Origin of the sequence: Flavobacterium notoginsengisoli (assembly GCF_042686225.1) — a bacterium.
In the GTDB taxonomy this organism is placed as follows: Bacteria; Bacteroidota; Bacteroidia; order Flavobacteriales; family Flavobacteriaceae; genus Flavobacterium; species Flavobacterium notoginsengisoli.
The window spans coordinates 1-25,902 of record NZ_JBHUOT010000004.1; the positions used below are offsets into that span (position 1 = coordinate 1).

The following is a 25,902-nucleotide window of genomic DNA, read 5'->3' on the forward strand; positions in this document are numbered from 1 at the left end:
CAAGGGCGGGAGAAGAAACTTTCTAAAATAGATTTACTTTTCTTTATCTCAGTATGTTAAAATATTCGCTCGACGCAAGAGCAGTTGATGGTCAAGAGTTGATAATTGATGGAGAAATCCAACAACCGACAACCACAAACCAACAACTAAAAACCTTAAGGTGGTTATTGCGGCGGGGCTCACCTCTTCCCATCCCGAACAGAGAAGTTAAGCCCGCCTGCGCAGATGGTACTGCAGTTTTGTGGGAGAGTATGTCGTCGCCTTTCTTTTGAAAACCCTGTTTCTTACGAAACGGGGTTTTTTGTTTTAGAATTGTTTCTATTATTTTCTTTAAGCCCGAAAAACTGCTTTTAATCCCAATGCGTTAGCGATGGAAGCGGCATCCTTTTGTTTTTTTCTTTAAAAAACAAAAGATACAGCACACAGCCCAGCCCCGAGGAAAACGATATTAATTACTTTAAAAATTGTTTGACATATTGTAATAAAAATACAGCGTTCAATTTTTGTTAAATTATGGTCAATTGTCAGTCTTAGGTATCAATACTTTAGAATTTTAGAATTTGAATGAGTATTTTTGTGTTTAAATTATTTATTAAACATGAAGAAAAGTATTTTACTGTTTGCACTTTTTGTTATCACAAATTTGAGTGCACAACAACGTCCCAAATTAGTTGTAGGTATAGTTGTAGATCAAATGAAAATGGAATATTTATATCGTTTTTCAGATGATTTTTCCCCAAATGGCTTTAAGAAGTTAATGAATAATGGATTTGTTTTCCAGAATATGCATTACAATTATATGCCAACCTATACTGCACCAGGGCATGCTTCTATATATACAGGAACGACTCCGGCTACACACGGTATTGTTGGTAATGAATGGTTCAGCAGGACTTTGGGTAAAGAAATGTACTGCACTGATGATGCTGGTGTAAAAACTGTTGGTGATGGTACTACTGAAGAAGGCGCAATGTCTCCTAAAAATCTTCAAAGCACAACAATTACAGACGAAGTTCGTATGGCTACTAATTTCCAAGGAAAAGTTATTGGAATGAGCCTGAAAGATCGTGGTGCAATTCTTCCGGCGGGGCATTTTGCAAATTGGGCTTTTTGGTACAGCAAAACGGGATCGTTTATTTCCAGTACTTTTTACGGTGAAAAATTACCGGAATGGGTTTCTGAATTCAATAATGAAAAAAACTACTTAAAATATATCAATAAAGGCTGGGATTTATACAAACCGGCTTCAGTTTATAATGAAAGTCTTCCGGATAATAATCCGTATGAAGGTAAATTGTATGGAAGTGCTGCTCCGGTTTTTCCATATGATTTAAAATCAATGTATGAGAAAAATGATGCAGGAATTATTCGTGCAACTCCTTTCGGGAATGATTTGTTAGCTGAGTTTGCTAAGAGAGCGATTGAAAAAGAGGAATTGGGTAAAGATAATATTACAGATTTTTTAACCGTTAGTTTTTCTTCTACAGATTATGTAGGGCATTTACTTGGGCCAAGATCAATGGAACTTCAGGATACCTATTTGAGATTGGACGAAACTATTGCCGATTTTTTAGCTTATTTGGATAAGACAGTTGGTAAAGGGAATTATTTGTTATTCCTGACAGCTGATCATGCCGGAGCGGAAAATGTTATTTATTTGAAAGATCGTAAATATAACGTAGATAATTATCCTTCAAAAGAAGTTAAAAAAAGCTTGCAAGATTTTTCAGTTAAGACTTTTGGTGTGGATTTGATTCAGAATTATTCTAATTTTAATGTGTTTTTTAATAAACAAATTATTAAAGACAAAGGATTGGATTTAGCTCAGGTGAAAAAAGCCTTCAAAGAATTTTTAATTTCACAGCCACAAGTTAAGAGAGTGTATACAGAGGAAGATATTTTGGCTAACGGAGGAAATGATTATGCTTTAAACTTTGTTGCTAAAGGTTATGATGTTACCCAAAATGGGGATTTAGTAATTGTGGATAAACCTGGAGATATTGAATATACAGCAACAGGAACATCTCATGGTACTATTTGGAGTTATGATACTCATGTTCCGGCAATTTTTTATGGTTGGGGAATTAAAAAGGGTGAATCTTATGATAAAAAAGGAATTACTGAAATTGCTCCAACAATAGCACAAAAAATTAAAGTTACTTTTCCTAATGGAACTGAAGCAAAAGTAATGCAAGAAGTTTTAGATACGAAAAAGTAATATTCTTCATGGAATTTTAAACCTGTTTATTTATGAACAGGTTTTTTTATGCAACAAAAAAAAGGTTTTTCAATTAAGAAAAACCTTTTTAATAGTGATTTGTAAGCACTTATTTTAGTATTAACCTATGCGTTTGCTAATACTATTTCTTCGTTAAAAGGAAGATTCCAAGCCTCAGCAACTCCTTTGTAAAGGATTTTACCATTAGCTACGTTTAATCCTTTTTTCAATTCTTCATTTTCAGCACATGCTTTTTCCCATCCTTTGTTTGCTAATTGTACAGCGTAAGGTAAAGTTGCATTTGTTAAAGCTAATGTAGAAGTGTAAGGAACAGCTCCTGGCATATTAGCAACACAATAGTGAACGATATCGTCAATAATGAAAGTAGGGTTTTCGTGAGTTGTTGGAGTACAAGTTTCAATACATCCTCCCTGATCCACAGCTACGTCAACAACTACAGTTCCCGGGCGCATTAATTTTAGCATATCACGAGTAATTAAGTGAGGTGCTTTTGCTCCTGGAATTAGAACCGCTCCAACAATTAAGTCAGCATCTTTAATTGCTCTTGTGATATTATAATGGTTAGACATTTCTGTATTTACGTTAGCAGGCATGATATCATCTAATTGACGTAAACGTGGTAAGCTTAAGTCCATAATAGTAACTTGTGCACCTAAGCCTGCTGCCATTTTAGCTGCTTGAGTTCCAACAATTCCTCCTCCTAAAACTAATACTTTTGCTGGTGGAACACCTGGAACACCACCTAAAAGAATTCCTCTTCCTTTTAATGGTTTTTCAAGATATTTTGCTCCTTGTTGAATAGCCATACGACCTGCAACTTCAGACATTGGAACTAACAGTGGTAAACTACGGTCTGTCTTTTCTACAGTTTCATAAGCTAAACATACAGCTCCTTTTTCTAACATTGCATGAGTTAATTCTTCTGAAGATGCAAAGTGGAAGTAAGTGAATAATAATTGATCTTTTTTGATTAATGGATATTCAGAAGCAATTGGTTCTTTTACTTTAATAATCATTTCTGCGATTGCATAAACTTCTTCTATAGTTGGTAAAACAACTGCACCGGCTTCAACATATTCTTCGTCAGCAAAACCACTTCCTAAACCAGCTGTAGCTTGTACATAAACTGTATGTCCGTGTTTTTTCATTTCTGATACACCTGCAGGAGTTAAAGCAACTCTGTTTTCATTATTTTTTATTTCTTTTGGAACACCTATTATCATATTGTTGTACTTTTTGTTTTTATTGAATTTGTTTTACAAATCTACAGAGAGAGAATAAATTATGGTTTAAGCATTGTTAAATAAGAAAATATTATTTTATTTTTTACTTTTACAGAAAAATATTCTGTTTTGGATTGAATTTTATTCTTCAAAGAGAAAAAAAGACTAAAAAATATGAATCTAATAAAACGTTTTCGTTATGGCTTTAGATGAAATTGACAAAAAAATCCTACGTCTTTTACAGGAAGATGCGCATTACACTTTAAAAGATATTGCAAACAAAATAAACTTGTCTTTGACACCGGTCCATGATCGGGTCAAACGTCTTGAGAAAGATGGTATTATAGAGAAATATGTTACTATTTTGGACAAAAAAAAACTTGGTAATAATCTAACCGTCTATTGTCAGGTTACATTGACTAAACAAACATATGATACTTCTGAAGGATTTAATCAGTCAATTTTGAATTTGCCTGAAGTTGTGGAATGTAATTATGTATCCGGAAATTTTGATTATATGCTTAAAATTATAATTCCGGATATGGAAAGTTATCATCACTTTCACCAAAAAAAATTATCTGTATTACCAGAAGTATCTCTAATCAATACTGTTTTTGTTATCTCTGAAGTAAAAAGCACAACAGTTTTGCCAATTTAAATTCATAAAAAAACCACCAAGAAATCTTGATGGTTTTTTAGAGAATAGTTATTTTGCTTGAATTAATAATAAGTGTAACGTCTTACTTTTGCAATATATTTTGCTAAACGAATGACCTGATGACTATAACCATATTCGTTATCATACCAGATGTAAAGGATAATATTTTTCCCGTCTTTTGAAACGATAGTTGCGTTGCTGTCATATATTGAAGGAGCCGAAGTTCCGACAATGTCAGAAGAAACCAATTCGTTGTTTAAAGAATATTTAATTTGCTCTACAAGTTCTCCTTCAAGAGCATATTTTTTCATGATTTTATTAATTCCTGCAATAGAAGTTGCTTTTTTAACATCTAAATTTAAAACGACCAAAGATCCGTTTGGAACAGGGACTCGAATTGCATTTGAAGTTAATTTTCCTTCTAATGATGGCAGTGCTTTTGCAACAGCACTTCCCGCTCCGGTTTCAGTAATGACCATATTTAGTGCAGCAGCTCTTCCGCGGCGGTATTTTTTGTGCATATTGTCAACCAGATTTTGATCATTTGTGTAAGAATGAATAGTTTCTAAATGCCCTTTTGTAATTCCAAGTGTGTCTTCAATAACCTTTAGAATTGGTGTAATCGCATTTGTAGTGCAGGATGCAGCTGAGAAAATATTAATTTCGTCAGGATTGTACTCATTTTGATTTACTCCATAAACAATGTTTGGAACTCCTTTGCCGGGAGCAGTCAATAAAACTTTTTCTACTCCGTTAGATTTTAGATGTCTTTTTAAAGCTTCTTCGGTAGTATAGGCTCCTGTATTATCAATTAGTAAAGCATCGTTAATTTCGTATTGGGTATAATCTATTTCTTCCGGAGCATTTGCGGTTATAATATGAACCGTTGTTCCATTGATAATTAAGGCATTGTTTTTTGAATCGGCAATTACAGAGCCATGAAAATCACCATGAATTGAATCATAACGTAAAAGAGAAGCTCGTTTCTCTAAACTCGATGCGTCATTTTTATCTCTGGTTACAATCGCTCTCAGACGCAATTGATTTCCTTTTCCGGTTTTAGACATTAACTCTCTTGCCAGTAAACGTCCAATTCTTCCGAACCCATAAAGAATTACATCTTTTGGGTGGATCTCTTTGGATGATTTTGCTTTTTTTAATTTATCAATAACAAAATATCTTGCGTCTGGATATTTTTCATCTTCCAAGCCATATTCGTATGTTAATTTACCAAGATCTATTTTGGCAGGTGGCAAATCTAAAGAAACAACGACTTTAGCAATTTCAACAGAGTCGAAAATGGTAATTGGTTTACCGACAAATTCGCCAGCATATTGATGAAGATTGATAATATCGCTGACATTTTTATCTAAGAGCTGATTTTTAAATAAAACCATTTCTATTGATTTGTCATACCATAAATCGCTTATGATTTTGATTAATTCGACACCAGCTCTTCTTCGGTCGACTTGTAAGGATACCTCTTTTTGGTACAAAGATTTGTTATTCATAATTGTTTAAATTGAAATAATAAAATGCTCACTTATTTTATAATTTGGCGCAAAAGTATTTATTTCAATCGATTTCGTAAACTATTTTAGCATTTATTTTTGAAAATGAAAAAGCCACCTTAATTTTCTTAAGATGGCTTTTTAAGTTTACAGTCGCAGTTTCAGTTCGCAGTTTTTCGAGACTGTAAACTGTGACTGAATACTGCGCTAATTTTTAAATAATAATTCTAAATATCTCTCCGTTTCTGTTGATCATTTCGATTCGAACGCTTTGTCCTTCATCTTTTTTGCTTAAAAGTTTAGAAACAGTTTCGACATTTGTTGCTTTTACATTATCGATACTTAGAATAATATTTCCTTGTAATTCGTTTTGATACTGCATTAGATTTTCATTCGTAATGTTTTTGATTTTTACACCATAATCAATTCTGAATTTTTTCTTATCAGCTGCATCAATATTTTCTAATTCTATTCCTTTAAATTCTGCGCTATAAAACTCATTTTTACTTAAAGTTACCGGAACCGTTTTGGTTTTTCCGTCTTTAATATAAGTCACTTTTACAACATCATTTGGGCGTTTTGTATTGATGTATCCTGATAGATCAGCGTAAGTTGAAATATTCTGATCATCCAGTTTTACAATAATGTCGCCTTTTCCTAAACCAGCTTTTTCTGCACCGGAATTTTTAGAAACTCTATTAATGTAGAATCCTTGTGTCTCAGTTACACCTAATTCTTTAGAAGCCGTAGCATTTAATTCTCCTCCTTCAACTCCTAGAATTCCTCTTTGAACATTTCCATATTCCATAATATCTTCGATAATTTTTCGGGCAATATTAGAAGGAACTGCAAAAGAATAACCTACATAAGAACCTGTCATAGAAGAAATCATAGTATTAATACCAATTAATTCTCCTCTTGCGTTTACTAACGCTCCACCGCTATTTCCTGGATTAACTGCTGCGTCAGTTTGAATAAATGACTGAATGCCACTTTGATCTAAATTTCTTGCTTTAGCCGAAACAATTCCGGCAGTAACAGTTGAAGTTAAGTTGTATGGATTACCAACTGCTAACACCCATTCACCGACTTTTACGCTGTCAGAGTTTGCAAAGGCAGTGTAAGGAAGCTTTTCATCTGCATTTATTTTCAACAAAGCAATATCCATTTTCGAGTCGGTACCGATCAATTTTGCTTTGTATGATTTTTTGTTGTTTAAAGTAATCTCAATTTCTGTAGCGTCTTTAATTACGTGATTGTTAGTTACGATATAACCATCTTCAGAAATAATAACGCCAGAACCGGTTCCTACTTGTTCTTGCTGTTGTTGTCCGCCATAACCGTAGAAAAATTCAAGCATCGGGTTACTTACAGTTCTTCGGGAAACATTTTTAACGTGAACAACGGTATGGATTGTTTTGTCTGCAGCTTCGGTAAAATCGACTGTTTCAGCTCCTAAACCAACATTTTTTCCATAAGAGTTTGGGGCAAGAGTTACAACAGAATTTCCTTTTCCAAAAAAAGAATTGTTGCTTTCAAATAATAACTTGTAAGCACCAAGAGTAATAGCACCACTTAATAATGACACTATAAATAAGGCTGAAAATCTTTTCATATTAAAATATGTAATTAAGTTATTAGAATTTGTGTTTCATGTTTTATTTAACGTAAAATTACTTCAAAAAATTATTTGGAAAAACGGTTTAACGCTCTTTAACAATGATTAACATTTCCTTAATTAATTGTTCGTATTTTTGTGTTTTAAAGTGCAGGAAAATGTAGCCTTAATTTTATAATTAATAATGAAATTTGTAATAATTTAAGAGTATTGTTGTTTTTGTTGTTGTATAATAACATATATAGGATTGAATATTTATAATTATTAAAGAGTTATTTGTGGCTAATTTATCAGTAATGAATACATAAATCAATAATATAAATGATAACATTAAAAGGAGAATCAATTTATTTGCGGGCTCTGGAACCAGAAGATTTAGAGTTTATCTATGCAATCGAAAACGATCAGGATATTTGGGAAGTCAGCAATACACAAACTCCGTATAGTCGTTTTTTAATTAAGCAGTATTTAGAAAATGCACATCAGGATATTTATGAGGCTAAGCAACTTCGTTTAGCAATCTGTCAGGATGCAGATTTTCCGGCTCTGGGATTGATTGATTTATTTGATTTTGATCCAGGAAATAATAGGGCAGGAATTGGAATTGTAATTCAGAAAGAAGAAAATAAAGGGCAAAATATTGGTTCTGAGGCTTTAGGGCTTTTAATAAAATACGCTTTTTACAATTTAAACCTTCATCAGCTGTATGCAAATATAGGAGTAGAAAATGTAGCAAGTATTGCACTTTTTACTAAATTTGGTTTTGAGAAAATCGGAATAAAAAAAGACTGGATTTTAATCCATAATAAATATCAGGATGAAGCCGTTTTTCAACTAATTAATAAACAAATTTAAATTTTAAGCTTTGAGTCTAAAAAAAATAATCACAATAAGTGCCGTAGCCATAATTTCAGTTTTATTGATTTATGGTTTTATTTTAATCAGTAAAATTTTTAGTTCTAATACTAAATTTGAGGAAAAAGAATTATATGTCTATGTTCCAACTGATGCTAGTTATGCCGATGTAAAAAAAATATTAGCTCCTTATGTCAAAAACTTTGATGATTTTGAGTTGGTGGCAGAAAAGAGAGATTATCCGGAAAATGTAAAATCCGGTCGTTTTCTTTTAAAGAAAGGAATGAATAATATCGACTTGGTTAGAGCGATGCGTTCTAATGTTCCGGTTAAGTTAGTTTTTAACAATCAGGAACGTTTAGAAAATTTTGCGGGCAGAATTGGTTCAGAAATTGAAGCAGACAGCTTGTCTTTATTGAAAGCAATTAAAGACTCTACTTTCCTTGCAGCAAATGGCTTTAATGAAGAAAACGTTTTTGCTATGTTTATTCCAAATACTTATGAAATTTATTGGAATACTTCTGCAGAAAAGTTCCGTGATAAAATGATTAAAGAATATCACAATTTCTGGACAGAAGAAAGAATTGCTAAAGCGAAAGCACAAGGATTGACTCCGGTTCAGGCCACAATATTAGCTTCAATTGTTCATAAAGAATCAGTTAAAAAAGATGAAAGACCTCGTATTGCAGGAGTTTACTTAAACCGTTTGCGTTTAGAAATGCCTTTACAAGCAGATCCGACTGTAATTTATGCTCTGAAACTTCGGGATAATAATTTTGATCAGGTTATTAAAAGAGTTTTTTATAATGATTTGGTAATGAGATCACCTTATAATACATATGTAAACAAAGGGCTTCCGCCAGGACCAATTGCAATGCCTGATATTACGGCTCTGGAAGCTGTTTTAAATCCGGAAAAAAACGATTACATCTATTTTTGTGCAAGTGTAGAGCGTTTCGGATATCATGAATTTGCTGCAACATTGGCAGAGCATAATGTAAACGCCAAAAAATATTCTGACTGGATCGCTAGCCAGGGTGTAACAAGATAATTTTATTAATAAAAAAAAAATAGAAACCGAAGTTCAATTACTTCGGTTTTTTTATTTCTTTTTATGGATGAAAAAAGGGTGAATTCAAAATTTTATCAAATTACTATTTTGATTATTTTTTAGTTTGTGGTAATAATAAAATAACCATTTTTTAACGGCAAATTTTATAAAATTCTAAAACACATTTCCAGGATTTGCACAAAAACAGATTAAAATATTGTAGTCTATTTCTTTCTTTTTAGGCTTTTTTGCTTAAAATTTGTATAAAATTCATTTTTTTTTGCCTTCAATTTTCGTTTTTTTGGTCTAAAAAATCAACATCAAAATCTTTTGGAATCTATTAGTATAGTTGGGATTAAAGCGAATTCTGTTTTTGTGTCTAAAATGGTAAAATGTTGATTTATAGCATATTTTGAAAATGTCTTATCTTTGCACCGTAGAAATTTCAAGAGGGTGACAGCGTTTTGAAGAAAAACAATTTATGATAAAGAAATGGTATTTTTATGCGAGTTTAGTCGTTATTATTACATTTTTAAGTTTGGGATTTATTCCCTCAAGCCATGAAACCAAACCTTGGTTTTTAATTGAAAAAACAGATGGATCAGAATACATTTTTCCATCAAAAGAAAAAGAGGATTATCCAAAAATCACCAACGTCCCATTCACAGGAAATCGTCTTATAGGATTTAAAGAGGCAGTTGCTTTTAAAGAATCACAAGGGCAGTACAGACTAGTAAACACTCTTGGTTATATGGGTAAATATCAATTTGGTTCTAAAGCTTTACGAGCAATTGGAATTAATGATAACAAAGCCTTTTTAAAAGATCCTGCTCTTCAAGAAAAAGCTTTTCTTACTTTGTTAGCTAAAAACAAATGGATTTTACGCTATGAAATTAAAAAGTATGAAGGCAAAATTATCAATGGTATCGAAATTACCGAATCTGGAATTTTAGCTGCAGCACATTTAGGTGGTGCAGGTTCTGTAAAGAATTTTTTCAGGAATAATGGAGGCAGACATTTTAGAGATGCGTTCGGAACTTCTTTGAAAAGCTATATGAGAGATTTTGCAGGTTATGATTTGTCTTTTATAGAAGCAGATAATAACGCAACAGTTAACGACTAAATGAAAAAAAAAATCCCTTTAAAAAGGGATTTTTTTTTTTAATCTATTAACGCTTCGAGTATTTTAATTGCCGCTTCACTTATTTTGGTTCCCGGACCAAAAACAGCTGAAGCTCCGGCATCGAAAAGAAATTGATAGTCCTGCGACGGAATAACTCCTCCAACAATTACCATTATATCATCTCGTCCGTGTTTTTTTAATTCTTCTATAACCTGAGGAACTAATGTTTTATGACCGGCAGCCAAAGATGAAACGCCAAGAATGTGTACGTCATTTTCAACAGCTTGTTTGGCCGCTTCTGCAGGAGTTTGAAATAATGGGCCAATATCTACATCAAAACCCACATCGGCATAACCTGTGGCGACTACTTTGGCGCCGCGATCGTGACCGTCTTGTCCCATTTTTGCAATCATAATTCTGGGACGTCTTCCTTCTTGTTTTGCAAAAACATCCGCTAGTTGTTTTGCTTTTTCAAAATTCTCGTCATTTTTTATTGCTGCACTATACACTCCGCTAAAAGATTTGATTTGTGCTTTAAAACGGCCAAAAACAGTTTCCAATGCAGTACTGATTTCGCCCAAAGTAGCCCTGTTTCTGGCGGCTTCGATTGCGATTTCTAGTAAGTTGCCTTGTCCCGTTTTTGCACAAACGATTAATTTTTCCAGTGAATTATTTACTTTTTCAGAATTTCTTGTACGTTTTATTTCTTCCAGACGTTCTATTTGCTGCCTACGAACCAATTGATTGTCTACATCGAGAATATCCAACGGATCTTCTTTTTCTAAACGATATTTGTTTACGCCGACAATAATGTCTTGTCCGCTGTCAATTCTTGCTTGTTTTCTGGCCGCAGCTTCTTCGATTCGAAGTTTGGGAATTCCGGCTTCAATGGCTTTGGTCATGCCGCCTAATTCTTCTACCTCTTCAATTAGTTTCCAGGTTTTTTCTACAATGTCGTTAGTTAGACTTTCCACATAATAACTTCCGGCCCAAGGATCAACGGTTTTAGTAATTTTAGTTTCTTCCTGAAGAAAGATTTGTGTGTTACGTGCAATTCTTGCAGAAAAATCTGTAGGGAGTGCAATAGCTTCGTCTAGAGCATTTGTATGAAGCGATTGTGTTCCGCCAAAAACGGCTGCAGCAGCTTCTATACAAGTTCTTGCCACATTATTAAATGGATCTTGTTCTGTCAAACTCCATCCACTGGTTTGGCAGTGCGTTCTTAGCGCTAAAGATTTGTCGCTTTTCGGATTGAACTGTGTTAGTAATTTTGCCCAAATCATACGACCCGCCCTCATCTTGGCAATTTCCATAAAATGATTCATTCCAATTGCCCAAAAGAAAGATAATCTAGGAGCAAATTCATCAATGGTCATTCCTGTTGACAATCCCGTTCTGATATATTCTAAACCATCTGCTAATGTATAAGCCAATTCAATATCTGCCGTAGCTCCGGCTTCCTGCATATGATAGCCAGAAATGGAAATAGAATTGAATTTTGGCATTTTTTTGCTTGTAAATTCAAAAATGTCAGCGATTATTTTCATAGAAGGAGTTGGCGGATAGATATACGTATTTCTAACCATAAACTCTTTTAAAATATCATTTTGTATTGTTCCTGCTAGTTTTTCAGGGCTAACGCCTTGTTCTTCTGCGGCAACGATATAAAAAGCCATTATAGGTAGAACGGCTCCGTTCATTGTCATCGATACAGACATTTCATCCAACGGAATCTGATCGAAAAGAATTTTCATATCTTCAACAGAATCAATAGCAACTCCGGCTTTCCCTACATCACCAATAACTCTTTCGTGATCAGAATCGTAACCGCGATGTGTTGGTAAATCAAAAGCTATGGAAAGTCCTTTTTGTCCGGCAGCTAGATTTTTTCTATAAAAAGCATTACTTTCCTCAGCTGTAGAAAATCCGGCATATTGACGAATAGTCCACGGACGTCTTACATACATTGTTGCGTATGGTCCACGTAAATTGGGCGCAAAACCTGCTCCGAAATCAAGAAACTCTAAATCTTCGATATCTTTCTCCGAATAGTTTTTTTTGATTTCAATTCCTTCTGCAGTTACGAAGTTTTGAGTTATAGGTTCTGAGTTATGCGTCAGCTCGTTTAACTTCTCACTTTGAACTTCTAATTTTATATGTTTAAGGTCTTTTCTCATTTGTATAGATAGATGACTAATGGATTTTTTTTAATGCACTAATCATATTATTCATTACTAAGTAAAATGGTAAGTAATAAAAAAATATTGCTAATAACATGGCGGAAACGGCAATGAAAATTTTTTTATAGTTTTTATAGGTGATTCCAATTACTAAATAGATTAAACAACTAGTTATCATTCCTAATGATAATATCCAAAAAATGATGAAATAAATCCCCATTTATTCCTTTTCTAATCTTTCCTGTTCCATTTTCTCCGCCAATCTTTTTTCTATAATGGGTGTAATTAATGTTTTTCTTGGTTTGATTTTTACAAAAGGAAACAATTCTAAATCCTGTTTCATCCGATCTTCTTTGTTCGGATATTTATTTGTGCCTAAAAGAATTTCTTTCTTAGAATCGAATAGTTCCTGTTCTTTGTTGGCGCTTTCCTGTATTTTCTTTTTGATTGTGCCTTCGCTTAAAAGTTTTTGGAAACCTCCGTTGGCTTCAATTTCCTTAAATAAAGTAAGGCTTTTTTCTGCTAATTGCATCGTTAAGCTTTCAATGTAATAACTTCCGTCAGCAGGATTATTCACCTTATCAAAATAGCTTTCGTGTTTTAAAATCAAAAGCTGGTTTCTCGCAATTCGATCTCCAAACTCATTATCTTTATGATATAGAGCATCGTAAGGCAAATTCGCAATAGCATCTGCGCCTCCTAAAATTGCCGACATACATTCGGTTGTAGTTCGAAGCATGTTGACATTATAATCATAAATCGTTTTATTACGTTTGGTAGGGGTAACCAAAAAATGACATTTTATTTTAGAATTGTATTCCCCGGCAATTAAATCAAAAAGCATTCTAAGCGCACGAAGTTTAGCAATTTCGAAGAAATAATTAGTTCCGACAGATATTTGAAAAACAATCGATTTTGCCTGATCCGAAAATCGATTTAAATATTCGTTGCCATGCGCAAGACTATACCCAATTTGCTGTGTAATATTAGCTCCAGAATTTTGATACAAACCTAAATCAACACTAAGAAGATTTAAATTTATTGTGTTCTTAAAGAGTAAATCTAAAGTTTCAAAATTGCTTTTTTCGGAAGTTGTAAACCAATTCCCGTCACGCCCCAATTGTCCAATCGGGTCAAAATTGCAATAAAATTGAGCTTTTTTCTGAATAGAAATCGTATCCAGTTTTTTAACGAAATCGATTGAGATAAAACTGAAATTAAAGTAAACGGTTTTGTTTTCTAAAGGAAGATTGTTTAATAATTTCTCAATATCGATTTTATTATTTTGAATTGTAAAACGAAGGCTTTCTGCTCCTCTTTCTAAAGTATTTAAAGCTCTTTCTATAGATTTTTCGACATCGTAAACAAAGATATTCTGGCAGATTTTAAAATCTGAAGCCTGAGTTTGTAAAGAAGCACTTTTGGTAAATTCGTCACTGTGATAAAATGGTTTTACCTGAATGTCTTCCGGAGAATTCCAAATAACAGTTTGGTTATAATCGGCTCCATCTAATTCAAACTGAATTTTTTGTTTCCATTGTTTGGATGAAATTGGATTAAAATCGTCGAATAGGTTAGTGGCCATTGTAGTTTTTTTGATTATTCTTTTTCTTGAATCGTGTCTCCTTCAAATTGAATGATATAAATGTCTTCGCTGTCTTTTTTCATGAAATACTTTTCGCGGGCGTATTTCTCAATTTGTTCAGGATTTTTTAATTGTTTAATCTGTTCCTGATCTTTTTTAATTTCTTCCTGATAATACTTTTTATTGTCTTCCAGTTCGTGTATTTGTCCATCTAAAAAACGATGATCAAAATAGGAATAATTGTCTAGAAATAACATCCAAACAACAAAAAAGAGCAAAACCCAAACGTATTTGTTGCCGAGGTATTTAAACCATTTTTTGTCTTTGTATGGATTTTTAAATTTCATTTTAAACGAATATTTCTTTTGAATATGACTGGTGTTTTTTAGCCCCGATGGAGCCGGTATCTCCCGATTTAGAAAAACAAGTCTTTTTCGCCGTAGTTTTTCTTTATCGGGAATATAGGCGTGAGCAGAAAACAGCTCCTAATTATTATGGTTTAAATTTACAATAAAAATTATGAAATTCGCTGATTAATTACAGCGCGAACGACATCAATTGCTACCGTATTGTATTTGTCATTCGGGATAATAATGTCTGCGAAAGCCTTAGATGGTTCGATAAATTGCTCATGCATAGGTTTTAAGGTCGTTTGGTAACGGTTTAAAACTTCATCGATATCACGACCACGTTCAGAAATATCTCTTTTTAATCTGCGAATTAATCTTTCGTCAGAATCTGCATGAACAAAAACTTTAATATCGAACATGTCACGTAATTCCGGATTAGTAAGAATCAGAATTCCTTCCACAATCATTACTTTTCTCGGATGAGTCGAAACTGTATCATCGGTTCTGTTGTGCTGTACAAAAGAATAAACAGGCTGATCAATAGTTTCTCCTGCTTTTAGCGCTTTAAGATGGCTTACCAATAAATCAAAATCGATAGCACGTGGGTGATCAAAATTGATTAATGCTCTTTCGTCAAAAGATAAATTGGTTGTTTCTTTATAATACGAATCCTGAGAAATTACGCCAACTTCTGTATGTGGTAATTCATTCATGATTTGGTGTACTACCGTCGTTTTTCCACTTCCTGTTCCTCCTGCAATTCCTATAATGAGCATAAATTTTTTGTTTGATATTTGTTTCGCAAAAATAATAATTTAACTGAATTGCTGAACATGTAATATAATTTAACCATATAAGTAATGTAAGTAAATTTAAGCAATCAGATTTTTAAACATTTTTTTACTTCATTGAACTTATATCACTTATATGGTTAAAAAGCATAAAAAAATCCCGAAAGTAAACCTTCGGGATTTCGTGCAATCAGTATAGTTTAAAAAAAATATTCTGAATTTAGTAAGCACTTGTAATTATTTGTTCTTTTTTGCTTTTATCATCATTTCAAGCTGATCCCAAAGTTCTTCCGGAATTGCTTCTAGTAAATTGAATTGTCCTGCACCTTTCAGCCATTCGCCTCCATCAATTGTAATTACATCTCCATTGATGTAAGATGAAAAATCAGAAACCAGATAAGCAGCCAAATTGGCTAATTCCTGATGATCCCCAACTCTTTTTAATGGCACTTTTTTAGCCATATCAAATTTCTCTGATAGGTCACCTGGCAATAATCTGTCCCAGGCTCCTTTTGTTGGGAATGGTCCCGGAGCAATCGCATTGGAACGGATTCCGTATTTTGCCCATTCTACAGCAAGACTTCGTGTCATGGCTAGAACTCCCGCTTTTGCCGTAGCGCTAGGAACTACATAAGCAGATCCTGTCCAGGCGTAGGTTGTTACTATATTTAAAATCGTTGCCGAAGTTTGTTTAGTGTCTATCCAGTGTTTTCCAAAAGCAAGTGTACAGTTTTTAGAACCTTTCAATACGATATCTATAACAGTATCAAATGCGTTTGCAGATAATCTTTCGGTTGGCGAAATAAAATTTCCCGCCGCATTATTCAAAAGAACATCTACTTTCCCGAACGCTTTTAAAGTTTCCTGAAGCATGTTTTCTACCTCTTCGTAATGACGTACATCACATTGCAGTGGCAAACATTTTCCTCCAGTTTGGCTTTCCAGTTCGGCAGCTGTAGTTTTTAACTTATCTAAATCTCTGGAAGTTATCGCTACCTGAGCTCCTAATTCGAGAAAATATTTGGTCATAGCTTTGCCTAAACCGCTTCCGCCGCCTGTAACGACAATGACTTTGCCTTGTAAAGCATCATCACGCAACATTTTATCTGTATAGCTCATACTTTTTCTTTTTTTGCAATATTAGTTAAATAAAATAGGATGCACGCATAACAATGTTATAAAATTTCGATAAATTTTATATTTCACGTAATTTTTTTGCTGCTGAGTCTAATGTAAAGTCGTCTTTGGCAAAACAAAAACGGATTAATTTCTGGTCTTTATGATCCGAATAGAAACTTGAAATTGGAATTGCCGCAACGCCATGATTGATAATTAAATTTTTACAGAAAGTTACGTCGTCGTCTTCAGAAATATTGGCATAAGAAGCAACCTGAAAGTAAGTTCCTTCGCAGGGTTTTAATTCAAATCGACTGTTTTGAAGCAGTTTCTGGAAATAATCTCTTTTTTCCTGATAGAATTTTCCAAGCAGATTTACATCAACAACATCTAGATATTCATTAATAGCAAATTGTGAAATGCTGTTGACACTGAAAACCAAAAACTGGTGTACTTTTTTGATTTCTTTCATTAAATATTCGTGTGCAATAGTGTAGCCAATTTTCCAACCCGTAATATGAAATGATTTTCCAAAAGAGGAAACCATAACACAGCGGTCTAATAGAAAGTTTTTGGTATTTGCTGAAATATGTTTTTCTTCAAAAGTAATGTATTCATATACTTCATCAGATAAAACAATGATTTCTGGATATTTTTCAAGAAGATTCTTTAACTGGATAAAATCATTTTCAGTCAAAATTTTTCCCGTCGGATTGTGCGGATTATTGATGATAATCATTCGGTTTTTCTCCGAACAAGCTTTTTCTATTGTTTCCCAATTTGGTGTATAATCATCATTTAATGCCACTCGAACAGGTTTAGCTTTGCAAAGTAAAACAGGTGATTCGTACGAATCATAACTCGGATCTAGAATAATTACTTCATCATTTTCTTTTACTAAAGCTAGAATTGTGGTGAAAATCCCTTGTGTTGCACCAGCAGTTATCAAAAGTTCTGTTTCTGGATTTATGGTTCTGTTATAAGAATCCTGAGTCAGTTTTGTAATTTTGTTCATCAATGGAGGATAACCTGCCATTGGTGTATATTGATGTACATTTTCTTTGGCCAATCTTGCAATAATATCTGTCAATCTCTCATCTACAGGAAAATTTGGAAATCCCTGAGAAAGATTTATTGCATTGTATTCAGCTGCCATTTTTGACATTACCGTGAAAATGCTTGTGGTTACATTTGGGAGTTTACTCATGATGAAGTTTGATTAAGGAAAGACAAGAATTAATCTTATATCTGTACAGGGATTACAATTGAATACAAGGTTCTAACTTCTTTATCGTTTTGTTTTCCAGGTTTCCATTTAGGAGATAATTTTAAAACTCTTATTAATTCTTCTCCAGTGCCAAATCCAATATCTCGGAGAACTTTTATATCGCTTAATGATCCATCTTTTTCGATAATAAATGTAGCATATAGTTTTCCTTGGTGAGTTGGCTTTTTATTTGATTTTTTATAGTTGTTATCTATAAATTGATACAGTTTTACTTTTCCTCCCGGAAAGCTAGGAATAATTTCTAATCCTGCACTATTATAAACGTGATTCTCATCAAGAACAAATTCTTCCTCTTTATAATTTTTTAGATTATCTTTTAAATTATCTCGTGTTCTCTTTTCTTCTTTATTTTGAGAAAATAGAGTTTGACCAGCGAAAACCAAAATAAGAATTAAAAACTTTTTCATAATTATGATTTTAAAAATTATCTGAAGTTACTGCTTTTTATATGCAAAAATGATAGTAAGTATTTTATAATTTACTCTTGATAAAGTTTGATTAGGAGGAAACTTGAGTAATTATTTAGGAGAACTATTTACGTATATAGGCGCAGAAAAAAGAACTCTAACGGTTTTGTTGTTTTGTTTTCCAGGTTTCCATTTGGGAGATAGTTGCAAAACACGAATTGCTTCGGAACCAGTTTCATATCCAATATCTCTTAAGACTTTAATGTCGCTTAAAGAACCATCTTTTTCTATCACAAAAGTGGTGTAAATTTTTCCTTTTAAACCTTCTTTTGGAATTTTGAAATTCTTCTCAATAAATTTATTAAATTCAATCACTCCTCCTGGGAATTCGGGTTTGATGTCTAATCCGGCTGTATTATAAAGGGTATAATCATTATTAGGAACTTCTCCTTGAGGATAAGTTTTATTTGAAGGTTCGTCAATTGTTAGAATGTCATTAGCTTTTTTAGCCTGGGCTAAAATACTCTGTACAGAACAAATTAAAATCAGAATTAAAAACTTTTTCATGATGTATGATGATTTTAAAATTAGTTTACATTTTATGAAGAATAAAAATCGTAGGACGCTTGTCAATATCGATTTTTAGTTTCTTCCAATCTGAAACCTTCATTGTTTTAATAAATTCAGTTGGTAGTGTAATATCTGTAGCAATACATAAATGTGTTGACGGATTTAAAATCTGTAAAAGATCTTCAATCAGCTTATTATTTCTATAAGGAGTTTCAATAAAAATCTGAGATTGGTTTTTATCCTGAGACAATCTTTCAAAATGTCTCAAAGCCGATTTTTTTTCGTCTTTATCAATTGGTAAATAACCATTAAAAGTGAAACTTTGCCCGTTCATTCCGGAAGCCATCATAGCCAATAAAATAGAAGAAGGGCCAACCAAAGGCACCACCTGAATTCCTTTTTCATGTGCCAATTTTACAATTACAGCGCCTGGATCTGCAACGCCTGGGCAGCCTGCTTCGCTCATTAAACCCATATTTTTTCCTTCTAACAAAGGTTTGATAAAGTCTAAATGTTCGCTAGGTTCGGTGCGTTTGTTAAGAGTGAAAAGCACTAATTCTGATTGTTTTTTTTCTGGATAAACTGCTTTTATTGATTTTCTGGCAGTTTTGTCGTTTTCAACAATATAATGGTCAATAACTTCTATAGTTCTTCTTACAGTTTGTGGTAAAACGTCCATCGGATCGCTTTCGCCCATTGTAGTTGGAATTAAATATAGTTTTCCTAGAAGTTTCATGTGTATTTGTTTAAAATTAAAAAATTCAATCATTTCATTTTTTTGAAACAATTGAATTGAAGTTATGCGTGTTTTTTGATTAGTTTATCTGCGATGATATCGGTTACTTCGTCAAGCATTTGATAAACATTTTCAAATCCGTTTGTAGCGCCAAAATAAGGATCCGGTACATCTACATTTTCGTCTGGAAATAATTCATTTAGAATTAAATGAATTTTATTTTTGTGTTCAGGTCTTTTTGCGAGATGGCTTACATCGTTGAAATTGGAGTTGTCCATTACATAAATGTAATCAAACTCATCAAAATCACTGGTTTTTATCTGTCTTCCTTTTTGTTCGCTGATATTGATGCCGTTTTTTCGGGCAACTTCTATCGAACGTTTATCCGGACAATGACCAACATGCCAGGAACCTGTGCCTGCCGAATCGACAAAGAATTTATCTTTAGGTAATTTAGAAGCTAAAATTCCTTCTGCTAAAGGAGATCTACAGATATTCCCTAAACAAACCATTAAGATTTTTACAGGCATGGTGCGTCTTAAAGCGTTAGTTTTTTATTAATGTCTTCTACGAACTTTTTAAATTGTTTGTCTGTAGAAACTAAGTTATCAACTGTTTTACATGCGTGAAGAACAGTTGCGTGATCGCGGTCTCCAATTTGTGAGCCAATATTAGCCAAAGAAGCTTTTGTGAATTTTTTTGCAAAGAACATAGCTAATTGTCTGGCTTGTACAACGTGCCTCTTTCTGGTTTTAGATTGAAGTGTTTCAATGTCTAACTGGAAATAATCTGAAACGATTTTTTGAATATAATCGATAGAAATTTCTCTTTTTACATTTTTAACAAATTTCTCTACAACGCTTTTCGCTAATTCAATCGTAACTTCTTTTTTATTGAAAGAAGATTGGGCAATTAAGGAAATAATCGCACCTTCAAGTTCTCTCACATTGCTTTTAATGTTACGAGCTACATATTCTAAAATATCTTCCGGCATTTCAACACCATCACGATATAAAATATTTTTTAAGATCGAAATACGGGTTTCGTAATCAGGCTGATGTAATTCTGCAGACAATCCCCATTTAAAACGAGATAATAATCTTTGTTCAATATCCTGCATGTCAACAGGCGCTTTGTCTGAAGTTAAGATTACTTGTTTTCCGTTTTGGTGTAAATAGTTGAAAATATGGAAAAATACATCTTGCGTTCCTGATTTTCCAGATAAGAACTGAACGTCGTCAATAATTAAAACGTCAATTAATTGGTAAAAGTGAATGAAATCATTACGATTGTTCTTTTTTACAGAATCAATATATTGTTGTGTAAAAATCTCAGCAGAAATATATAAAACGGTCTTTTCAGGATATTTATCTTTCACTTCTACGCCTATAGCATGCGCTAAGTGTGTTTTTCCTAAACCAACTCCTCCAAAAATCAATAACGGATTGAATGAAGTTCCTCCAGGTTTGTTGGCAACAGCCATACCTGCAGAACGAGCTAAACGGTTTGAATCTCCTTCTAAGAAATTATCAAAACTGTAGTTTGGATTTAACTGAGACTCAATTTTTAAATTTCTAATTCCAGGAATTACAAACGGATTTTTAAGTTCAGGATTTAAATTTTTAAACGGAGCATCAACCTCTTGTGGTTTCATTGGAACTCTGTTGGAACTTGGCAGCTGCTCGGTAAATGGCTGTTTATTTCCATAAGTGTTCTCCATTTTAATTTTATAGAGTAACTTTGCGTTTTTTCCCAGTTCTTTGGTAAGCGCAACTTTCAATAATTTTACATAGTGCTCTTCGAGCCATTCGTAGAAAAATTTACTTGGAACCTGAATGTATAATGCGTTATCGGTTAGCTCAACTGATTTGATTGGTTCGAACCAAGTTTTATATGCTTGATCTTGAATATTATCCTTTATAAAGGACAAACAGTTTTCCCATACCGATTGAGCAGTTTTAGTCATAGATTCAAATAAATTTTTATATTATTGATAAAGATTCTCCTAATAAAAAAGGAGCGATTTTATTCCTTATTTCGGGATAACAAATATGTGAACAAATTTCTGTAAAAAAAAATATTTTGGTATCTAATTTTATAAAAAAAAGTTGTAATAGGGCTTTTTAAATTTGAATTTTTTTAATATTTTATAAATGAAAAATCATCAGACTCAAGTACGAGTTCGTTACTCAGAAACCGACCAAATGGGAGTCGTTTATCACGGAAATTATGTGCCTTATTTTGAAATTGGACGCGTGGAATGGCTTAGAAATAAAGGGGTTTCGTATAAAAGCATGGAAGAAAGCGGAATTGGGCTTCCGATTGTTAACATGAATATCAACTACAAAAAATCGGCTAGATATGATGAACTTTTAACGATTCATACAACTTTCAAAAGTCACTCTTCTGTTAAGATTGAATTTGACTGCGCAATCTATAATGAAGCGAATGAGTTATTAACAACTGCGACGTTTATTTTAGTATTTGTAGCGTTAAAAACAGGTCGTCCGACCGCTCCTCCGGATTATATTTTAGAAATATTTAAAACGCTTGAATAATTGTTAAAACGAATGCCATTTTCGTATCAATTTATATAATTTTAATATCGATTTCGAACATTAAATCAAAAATGCTGAACACTGTTTCGGCATTTTTTTTTCGCGTTTTTGTCACTATTTTTCCAATTGGCAATCCTGAAATTTCATCCATTTCCATTTCCTGAGATTTTATTTCAAGTTTTTTTTCTTTAATTACTCTCATCACTTTATTCATGTTTTTGTAATCAAAAGAAATTAAAAACTCCACATCAATTGTTTTTTCGACAATTTCACAAATTTCTAGTGTCTGCTGTGCCGTAGTTCTATATGCAGATATCAAACCGCCAACGCCTAATTTGACTCCGCCAAAAATGCGAACGACTACAACAAGAACGTTTGTTACGCCAAAAGATTGTATCTGGCCGTAAATTGGTGCTCCGGCTGTGTTGCTTGGTTCTCCGTCGTCATTGGCGCGATAAGAAATTTTATTTCCAACGCCCAATTGATAAGCATAACAATAATGCACTGCATGCGGATGCTGTTTTTTAAGATCTTCAATAATTGGTTTTACTTCATCTTCATGATCTATCGGAAATGCATAGCCAAAGAATTTACTGCCTTTTTCTTTAAACAGTATTTCTTCAGATGCAAATGCTATAGTTTGATAAGTGTCGTTAATTTCCAATTGTAAAGGTTTAATTTTTTTTAGCCACAGATTAAAAGGATTAAAAGGATTTTTCTTTTGCTTACATAAAAAATCTGTGGAAATCCTTTTAATCTGTGGCTGAATATTTTTTAAAAGAATTAAAATGCACTATAATAATCCTTTGCTAAATAAATCTACAACATCTTCTTTTCCTACTTGTAGATTCCAAACTTTAATTCCTAAGGTGGTAGCACTGTCTGTATTTTCTTTTTTGTCATCAACAAATAAAGTGTTTTCTGGAACTAGGTTGTGTTTGTCTAAAAGAACCTGATAAATTTTAGGATCAGGTTTTCTTAATCCCATTTCAAACGAAAAATAAACCTTCTCAAAACAGCTGTAAAAATCTTTGTAAAAAGAAATACCGCTCTTTTGTTCAAAAGTATTGATGTGAATAGAATCGGTATTACTTAATAAAAACAGGCGGTACTTTTTGGATAATTGCTGTAGGAATTCCAAGCGATAAAAGGGAAAATCTGCCAATACAGCATTCCATGCTTTTAGAATTTCTTCTTTCGAAGCATTTGGTAATTGTTTTTGAAAACCACCAATAAAATCTTCCGGCGAAATACCTCCAACTTCAAATGAAAAATTTAACTGATCAAAGTCAGTATTCCATTCTTTCATTCCTAATTTTTGCAAACCGGAAATGGTAGCCTGTTTGTCTAAATTGATAAAAATATCTCCGAAATCAAAAATTATTGCATCAATCATGATTTTTAATCTGTATTAGTTCGTCACTTAAAATATTAGTTTTTATACTATTCTTTCTTGAAATAATTGGTGCTTTTGTTCCTTTTGAAAAACTTGTTTTTCCAATAAAAACTCTTGCTTCATCCCAAAGATTTTCATCAATAAAAGATTGTAAAGTTTGTCTTCCGCCTTCAATTATTATCGATTGAATTTGATTTTGATATAAAACCTCTAAAATCTGAGGAATGATATTGTTGTTGAAATCAATTGCTTCAAATTGAGTGTTTTTACGTGATGGTTTTGTGTTCTCATTTGAAAAAACAATAGTTTTTACTGATTCGTCAAATATGAAACTATTCTCTTCAATTCTGTTATTTTGGTCTATAACAACTCTGACAGGGTTATTGCCACTCCAATCTCTTGCATTTAATTTAGGATTGTCATCTACCACGGTTTGTGTTCCAACTAAAATTGCCTGTTCTTCTGTTCTCCATTTATGAACCAATTGTCGGGAATACTGATTGGTGATCCAAATTGGTTTTCGGTCTTGCTCCGAAATTTTTTCTGGAGCTAAAAATCCATCCTGACTTTCTGCCCATTTTAAAATAATGTACGGACGTTTTTTTTGATGAAAAGTAAAAAAACGTTTATTCAGTTCATTGCATTCTTCTTCTAAAACACCAACGGTAACATTTGCTCCGGCTTCGATTAATTTTAGAATACCTTTTCCTGCTACTTTTTCGTTAGGGTCAACAGTTCCAACGACTACGTTTGGAATTTCATTTGCAATAATCAGGTCACAACAAGGAGGTGTTTTTCCAAAATGACTGCAAGGCTCTAAGCTTACATAAATAGTAGCTTTTTTTAACAGTGATTTATCTTTTACAGATTTTACTGCATTTACTTCTGCATGAGGTTCGCCTGCTTTTTTATGCCAGCCTTCGCCAATTATTTTGCCATCGTAAACTATTACGCTTCCGACCATTGGGTTTGGATACGTTGTTCCAAGCCCATTTTGTGCCAGTTCTATACAGCGTTTTATGTATTTTTCATCTATATTCACAGTGCAAAAGTAATTAATTTTGAGTTTATCACTAATTGAAAGTGGTTAAGTTGTGAAACAATACATATAGTTGTAATGGGATCAAAAAACTATAATTACTTTTGTATTTATAATGATTTAGAATAAAAAAAATGGTAAATTGGCTTATACGAGCAATTGAAAAAGAAGACAATCAGTCAGTTGCGAGTTTAATTAGATCAGTTTTTGACGAAATGGAAATCCCAAAAGTCGGAACTGCGTACGAAGATCCTTGCCTGGATTTTATGTTTGAAGAATACAGTAAAGCAAAATCAGCTTATTTTGTTGTTGAAAGTGATGGTGAAATTGTAGGTTGTGCAGGAATAGCGCCTTTGGAAAATGGAGATCCGAGTATTTGCGAATTGCAAAAAATGTATTTTCTGCCAAAGACCCGCGGTTTGGGAATTGGAACTAAAATGATGGAAAAATGTTTGGAACAAGCCAGAGATTTTGGTTTTGAAAAATGTTATATCGAAACAATGCCTTTTATGCATGCCGCGCAAAAATTGTATAGAAAATCCGGCTTTGAATATTTAGATGCTCCGTTGGGGGCAACCGGGCATAATTCTTGCCCTGTTTGGATGTTGAAAGTTTTGTAGAAAAGTTGTAACAAATCTTAACGAACGAGACTTATTGAAGGGTTAGGATCAAGCTTTGGCTGAATAAAATGTTCAAAAAAATCAAATGAAAATTAAACAATACCGCACTCAATTTATTAAAGAATTATCGCCTTTTTACGATGCGTACGAAGCGGAGAGTTTTTTTTATTTAATTCTGGAAGAGAAGCATAAACTTCGTCAGATCGATTTAGCATTAAATCATGAACTCGTATTTGAGGAGAATGATTTTATTATATGGGATGAAATACTAAAGGATTTAAAGAAAGAAGTTCCGATTCAGTATTTACTGGGAAAAACACATTTTTATGGTTTGGATTTTGAAGTAAATGAAAATGTTTTAATTCCCAGACCCGAAACCGAGGAATTGGTCGAGTGGATTATTAACGAAAATACGAGTTCAGAGAAATCAAAAAAAATAAAAATTCTTGACATTGGAACGGGAAGTGGTTGTATCGCTATTTCTTTGGCTAAAAACCTTCCAAATGCAGAAGTTGTAGCGATTGATGTTTCTAAAAAAGCAATTGAAACTGCTAAAAGAAATGCCATTAGAAATAATGTTGATGTGACTTTTGTATTGCTGGATATTCTAAAAGAAGAAGAATTAAGATGCCAGTTTGATATTATTGTTTCGAATCCGCCTTATGTCCGAAATTTAGAAAAAGAGGAAATCAAGAAAAATGTTTTGGATTACGAACCGCATTTAGCGCTTTTTGTTGAAGATACTGATGCTTTGATTTTTTATAGAAAAATTGCCGAACTAGCGAAAAAGGCTCTTTTTGGAACTGGAAAGTTATATTTTGAAATCAATCAATATCTTGGAAAAGAAATGGTTGAGTTGTTGGAAGATCTGGAATTTAAAAACGTTGAGCTTCGAAAAGATATCTACGATAACGACCGAATGATTTCCTGCAAGGTTTCCAAAACCTTGTAGATATTATTTAAGCAGTATTGCTTTTAGTTTAATATA

The 25,902-nt window shown here is 33.0% G+C and carries 25 protein-coding genes and 1 rRNA gene; 9 read left to right on the forward strand and 17 right to left on the reverse strand.

Translation table 11 applies throughout. The features are described 5' to 3' along the window. The first annotated feature begins 156 nt into the window (after positions 1-156). Positions 157-266 (forward strand): 5S ribosomal RNA (gene rrf / locus ACFS3A_RS10350). A gap of 332 nt (positions 267-598) precedes the next feature. Continuing rightward, positions 599-2,218, forward strand: a complete 1,620-nt coding sequence (gene pafA / locus ACFS3A_RS10355; RefSeq protein ID WP_379825343.1) for an alkaline phosphatase PafA — start codon at positions 599-601, stop codon at positions 2,216-2,218. Positions 2,219-2,343: 125 nt separating this feature from the next. Here pafA and ald read toward each other — a convergent pair whose 3' ends face one another. Continuing rightward, positions 2,344-3,462, reverse strand: coding sequence for an alanine dehydrogenase (gene ald, locus ACFS3A_RS10360; protein WP_379825344.1), 1,119 nt, complete (start codon positions 3,460-3,462; stop codon positions 2,344-2,346). Positions 3,463-3,661: 199 nt separating this feature from the next. Here ald and ACFS3A_RS10365 point away from each other — a divergent pair, with 199 nt between their 5' ends. Then, the gene (locus ACFS3A_RS10365; RefSeq protein WP_053474073.1) at positions 3,662-4,120 is read left to right on the forward strand and encodes an Lrp/AsnC family transcriptional regulator; all 459 of its coding nucleotides are present in this window, start codon (positions 3,662-3,664) and stop codon (positions 4,118-4,120) included. 62 nt (positions 4,121-4,182) lie between these two features. Here ACFS3A_RS10365 and ACFS3A_RS10370 read toward each other — a convergent pair whose 3' ends face one another. Next, on the reverse strand, positions 4,183-5,631 hold the full coding sequence (locus ACFS3A_RS10370) for a glyceraldehyde-3-phosphate dehydrogenase (protein WP_379825345.1): 1,449 nt from the start codon (positions 5,629-5,631) through the stop codon (positions 4,183-4,185). A gap of 214 nt (positions 5,632-5,845) precedes the next feature. Continuing rightward, positions 5,846-7,246 (reverse strand): trypsin-like peptidase domain-containing protein, encoded by a 1,401-nt coding sequence (locus ACFS3A_RS10375; RefSeq protein ID WP_379825346.1) that lies wholly within the window; start codon positions 7,244-7,246, stop codon positions 5,846-5,848. Positions 7,247-7,570: 324 nt separating this feature from the next. On the opposite strand from ACFS3A_RS10375, the gene ACFS3A_RS10380 reads away from it, so the two are divergent. The 3 genes from ACFS3A_RS10380 to ACFS3A_RS10390 all read left to right on the forward strand — a co-directional run bounded on the left by ACFS3A_RS10380 (position 7,571) and on the right by ACFS3A_RS10390 (position 10,278). After that, the gene (locus tag ACFS3A_RS10380) at positions 7,571-8,104 is read left to right on the forward strand and encodes a GNAT family N-acetyltransferase (RefSeq protein ID WP_379825347.1); all 534 of its coding nucleotides are present in this window, start codon (positions 7,571-7,573) and stop codon (positions 8,102-8,104) included. A gap of 10 nt (positions 8,105-8,114) precedes the next feature. Beyond that, positions 8,115-9,155 (forward strand): endolytic transglycosylase MltG, encoded by a 1,041-nt coding sequence (gene mltG / locus ACFS3A_RS10385; RefSeq protein ID WP_379825349.1) that lies wholly within the window; start codon positions 8,115-8,117, stop codon positions 9,153-9,155. Positions 9,156-9,636: 481 nt separating this feature from the next. Then, entirely contained in the window at positions 9,637-10,278 is a 642-nt protein-coding gene (locus ACFS3A_RS10390) for a peptidoglycan-binding protein LysM (RefSeq protein WP_379825351.1), read from the forward strand. 38 nt (positions 10,279-10,316) lie between these two features. Here ACFS3A_RS10390 and scpA read toward each other — a convergent pair whose 3' ends face one another. The 11 genes from scpA to dnaA all read right to left on the reverse strand — a co-directional run bounded on the left by scpA (position 10,317) and on the right by dnaA (position 21,267). Then, positions 10,317-12,455, reverse strand: coding sequence for a methylmalonyl-CoA mutase (gene scpA / locus ACFS3A_RS10395; protein WP_379825352.1), 2,139 nt, complete (start codon positions 12,453-12,455; stop codon positions 10,317-10,319). A 223-nt stretch (positions 12,456-12,678) separates the two neighbouring features. Continuing rightward, on the reverse strand, positions 12,679-14,043 hold the full coding sequence (locus ACFS3A_RS10400; protein WP_379825353.1) for a methylmalonyl-CoA mutase subunit beta: 1,365 nt from the start codon (positions 14,041-14,043) through the stop codon (positions 12,679-12,681). 14 nt (positions 14,044-14,057) lie between these two features. Further along, a complete protein-coding gene (locus tag ACFS3A_RS10405) occupies positions 14,058-14,390 on the reverse strand; it encodes an FtsB family cell division protein (protein ID WP_379825356.1) in 333 nt (110 codons plus the stop codon). 170 nt (positions 14,391-14,560) lie between these two features. Continuing rightward, positions 14,561-15,169 carry a uridine kinase gene (gene udk, locus ACFS3A_RS10410; RefSeq protein ID WP_379825357.1) on the reverse strand — a complete coding sequence of 203 codons (609 nt, stop codon included), beginning with the start codon at positions 15,167-15,169 and terminating at the stop codon, positions 14,561-14,563. Positions 15,170-15,421: 252 nt separating this feature from the next. After that, complete coding sequence (locus ACFS3A_RS10415; RefSeq protein WP_379825359.1) at positions 15,422-16,303, reverse strand: SDR family oxidoreductase; 882 nt, start codon at positions 16,301-16,303, stop codon at positions 15,422-15,424. Between the two features lie 76 nt (positions 16,304-16,379). After that, the gene (locus tag ACFS3A_RS10420) at positions 16,380-17,507 is read right to left on the reverse strand and encodes a methionine aminotransferase (protein WP_379825360.1); all 1,128 of its coding nucleotides are present in this window, start codon (positions 17,505-17,507) and stop codon (positions 16,380-16,382) included. Between the two features lie 35 nt (positions 17,508-17,542). Beyond that, entirely contained in the window at positions 17,543-17,995 is a 453-nt protein-coding gene (locus tag ACFS3A_RS10425; RefSeq protein ID WP_379825362.1) for an energy transducer TonB, read from the reverse strand. A gap of 111 nt (positions 17,996-18,106) precedes the next feature. Beyond that, the gene (locus ACFS3A_RS10430; protein WP_379825364.1) at positions 18,107-18,562 is read right to left on the reverse strand and encodes an energy transducer TonB; all 456 of its coding nucleotides are present in this window, start codon (positions 18,560-18,562) and stop codon (positions 18,107-18,109) included. 25 nt (positions 18,563-18,587) lie between these two features. After that, positions 18,588-19,301: an SAM-dependent methyltransferase gene (locus ACFS3A_RS10435; RefSeq protein WP_379825365.1), complete on the reverse strand. Its 714-nt coding sequence runs from the start codon at positions 19,299-19,301 to the stop codon at positions 18,588-18,590. Between the two features lie 62 nt (positions 19,302-19,363). Further along, the gene (locus ACFS3A_RS10440; RefSeq protein WP_379825366.1) at positions 19,364-19,831 is read right to left on the reverse strand and encodes a low molecular weight protein-tyrosine-phosphatase; all 468 of its coding nucleotides are present in this window, start codon (positions 19,829-19,831) and stop codon (positions 19,364-19,366) included. Between the two features lie 8 nt (positions 19,832-19,839). After that, a complete protein-coding gene (gene dnaA, locus ACFS3A_RS10445) occupies positions 19,840-21,267 on the reverse strand; it encodes a chromosomal replication initiator protein DnaA (protein ID WP_091492283.1) in 1,428 nt (475 codons plus the stop codon). Between the two features lie 187 nt (positions 21,268-21,454). On the opposite strand from dnaA, the gene ACFS3A_RS10450 reads away from it, so the two are divergent. After that, positions 21,455-21,859, forward strand: coding sequence for an acyl-CoA thioesterase (locus ACFS3A_RS10450; protein ID WP_379825367.1), 405 nt, complete (start codon positions 21,455-21,457; stop codon positions 21,857-21,859). 31 nt (positions 21,860-21,890) lie between these two features. On the opposite strand, the gene ACFS3A_RS10455 is transcribed toward ACFS3A_RS10450, so the two are convergent. The 3 genes from ACFS3A_RS10455 to ribD all read right to left on the reverse strand — a co-directional run bounded on the left by ACFS3A_RS10455 (position 21,891) and on the right by ribD (position 24,297). Further along, positions 21,891-22,523, reverse strand: coding sequence for an IMPACT family protein (locus ACFS3A_RS10455; protein WP_379825368.1), 633 nt, complete (start codon positions 22,521-22,523; stop codon positions 21,891-21,893). Between the two features lie 129 nt (positions 22,524-22,652). Next, positions 22,653-23,255 carry an HAD family hydrolase gene (locus ACFS3A_RS10460; RefSeq protein ID WP_379825370.1) on the reverse strand — a complete coding sequence of 201 codons (603 nt, stop codon included), beginning with the start codon at positions 23,253-23,255 and terminating at the stop codon, positions 22,653-22,655. Beyond that, positions 23,248-24,297, reverse strand: coding sequence for a bifunctional diaminohydroxyphosphoribosylaminopyrimidine deaminase/5-amino-6-(5-phosphoribosylamino)uracil reductase RibD (gene ribD / locus ACFS3A_RS10465; RefSeq protein ID WP_379825373.1), 1,050 nt, complete (start codon positions 24,295-24,297; stop codon positions 23,248-23,250). Before ribD ends, ACFS3A_RS10460 begins: the two co-directional genes overlap by 8 nt. Positions 24,298-24,428: 131 nt before the next feature. Between ribD and ACFS3A_RS10470 the strand changes: the two genes are divergently transcribed. Continuing rightward, the gene (locus tag ACFS3A_RS10470) at positions 24,429-24,914 is read left to right on the forward strand and encodes a GNAT family N-acetyltransferase (protein WP_379825375.1); all 486 of its coding nucleotides are present in this window, start codon (positions 24,429-24,431) and stop codon (positions 24,912-24,914) included. Between the two features lie 85 nt (positions 24,915-24,999). After that, positions 25,000-25,866: a peptide chain release factor N(5)-glutamine methyltransferase gene (prmC, locus tag ACFS3A_RS10475; protein WP_379825377.1), complete on the forward strand. Its 867-nt coding sequence runs from the start codon at positions 25,000-25,002 to the stop codon at positions 25,864-25,866. The last annotated feature ends 36 nt before the right edge of the window (positions 25,867-25,902 follow it).

Coding starts and splice junctions, on each gene's coding strand:
- ACFS3A_RS10440 (WP_379825366.1), bottom strand. CDS start 19,831: ATGCCTGTAAAAATCTTAATGGTTTGTTTAGGGAATATCTGTAGATCT.
- ACFS3A_RS10415 (WP_379825359.1), bottom strand. CDS start 16,303: ATGAGCTATACAGATAAAATGTTGCGTGATGATGCTTTACAAGGCAAA.
- ACFS3A_RS10420 (WP_379825360.1), bottom strand. CDS start 17,507: ATGAGTAAACTCCCAAATGTAACCACAAGCATTTTCACGGTAATGTCA.
- ACFS3A_RS10430 (WP_379825364.1), bottom strand. CDS start 18,562: ATGAAAAAGTTTTTAATTCTGATTTTAATTTGTTCTGTACAGAGTATT.
- ACFS3A_RS10390 (WP_379825351.1), top strand. CDS start 9,637: ATGATAAAGAAATGGTATTTTTATGCGAGTTTAGTCGTTATTATTACA.
- ald (WP_379825344.1), bottom strand. CDS start 3,462: ATGATAATAGGTGTTCCAAAAGAAATAAAAAATAATGAAAACAGAGTT.
- ACFS3A_RS10425 (WP_379825362.1), bottom strand. CDS start 17,995: ATGAAAAAGTTTTTAATTCTTATTTTGGTTTTCGCTGGTCAAACTCTA.
- ACFS3A_RS10435 (WP_379825365.1), bottom strand. CDS start 19,301: ATGAAACTTCTAGGAAAACTATATTTAATTCCAACTACAATGGGCGAA.
- ACFS3A_RS10405 (WP_379825356.1), bottom strand. CDS start 14,390: ATGAAATTTAAAAATCCATACAAAGACAAAAAATGGTTTAAATACCTC.
- dnaA (WP_091492283.1), bottom strand. CDS start 21,267: ATGACTAAAACTGCTCAATCGGTATGGGAAAACTGTTTGTCCTTTATA.
- ACFS3A_RS10370 (WP_379825345.1), bottom strand. CDS start 5,631: ATGAATAACAAATCTTTGTACCAAAAAGAGGTATCCTTACAAGTCGAC.
- ACFS3A_RS10365 (WP_053474073.1), top strand. CDS start 3,662: ATGGCTTTAGATGAAATTGACAAAAAAATCCTACGTCTTTTACAGGAA.
- ACFS3A_RS10375 (WP_379825346.1), bottom strand. CDS start 7,246: ATGAAAAGATTTTCAGCCTTATTTATAGTGTCATTATTAAGTGGTGCT.
- ACFS3A_RS10460 (WP_379825370.1), bottom strand. CDS start 23,255: ATGATTGATGCAATAATTTTTGATTTCGGAGATATTTTTATCAATTTA.
- scpA (WP_379825352.1), bottom strand. CDS start 12,455: ATGAGAAAAGACCTTAAACATATAAAATTAGAAGTTCAAAGTGAGAAG.
- pafA (WP_379825343.1), top strand. CDS start 599: ATGAAGAAAAGTATTTTACTGTTTGCACTTTTTGTTATCACAAATTTG.
- ACFS3A_RS10380 (WP_379825347.1), top strand. CDS start 7,571: ATGATAACATTAAAAGGAGAATCAATTTATTTGCGGGCTCTGGAACCA.
- ACFS3A_RS10450 (WP_379825367.1), top strand. CDS start 21,455: ATGAAAAATCATCAGACTCAAGTACGAGTTCGTTACTCAGAAACCGAC.
- udk (WP_379825357.1), bottom strand. CDS start 15,169: ATGCTCATTATAGGAATTGCAGGAGGAACAGGAAGTGGAAAAACGACG.
- prmC (WP_379825377.1), top strand. CDS start 25,000: ATGAAAATTAAACAATACCGCACTCAATTTATTAAAGAATTATCGCCT.
- ACFS3A_RS10470 (WP_379825375.1), top strand. CDS start 24,429: ATGGTAAATTGGCTTATACGAGCAATTGAAAAAGAAGACAATCAGTCA.
- ACFS3A_RS10400 (WP_379825353.1), bottom strand. CDS start 14,043: ATGGCCACTAACCTATTCGACGATTTTAATCCAATTTCATCCAAACAA.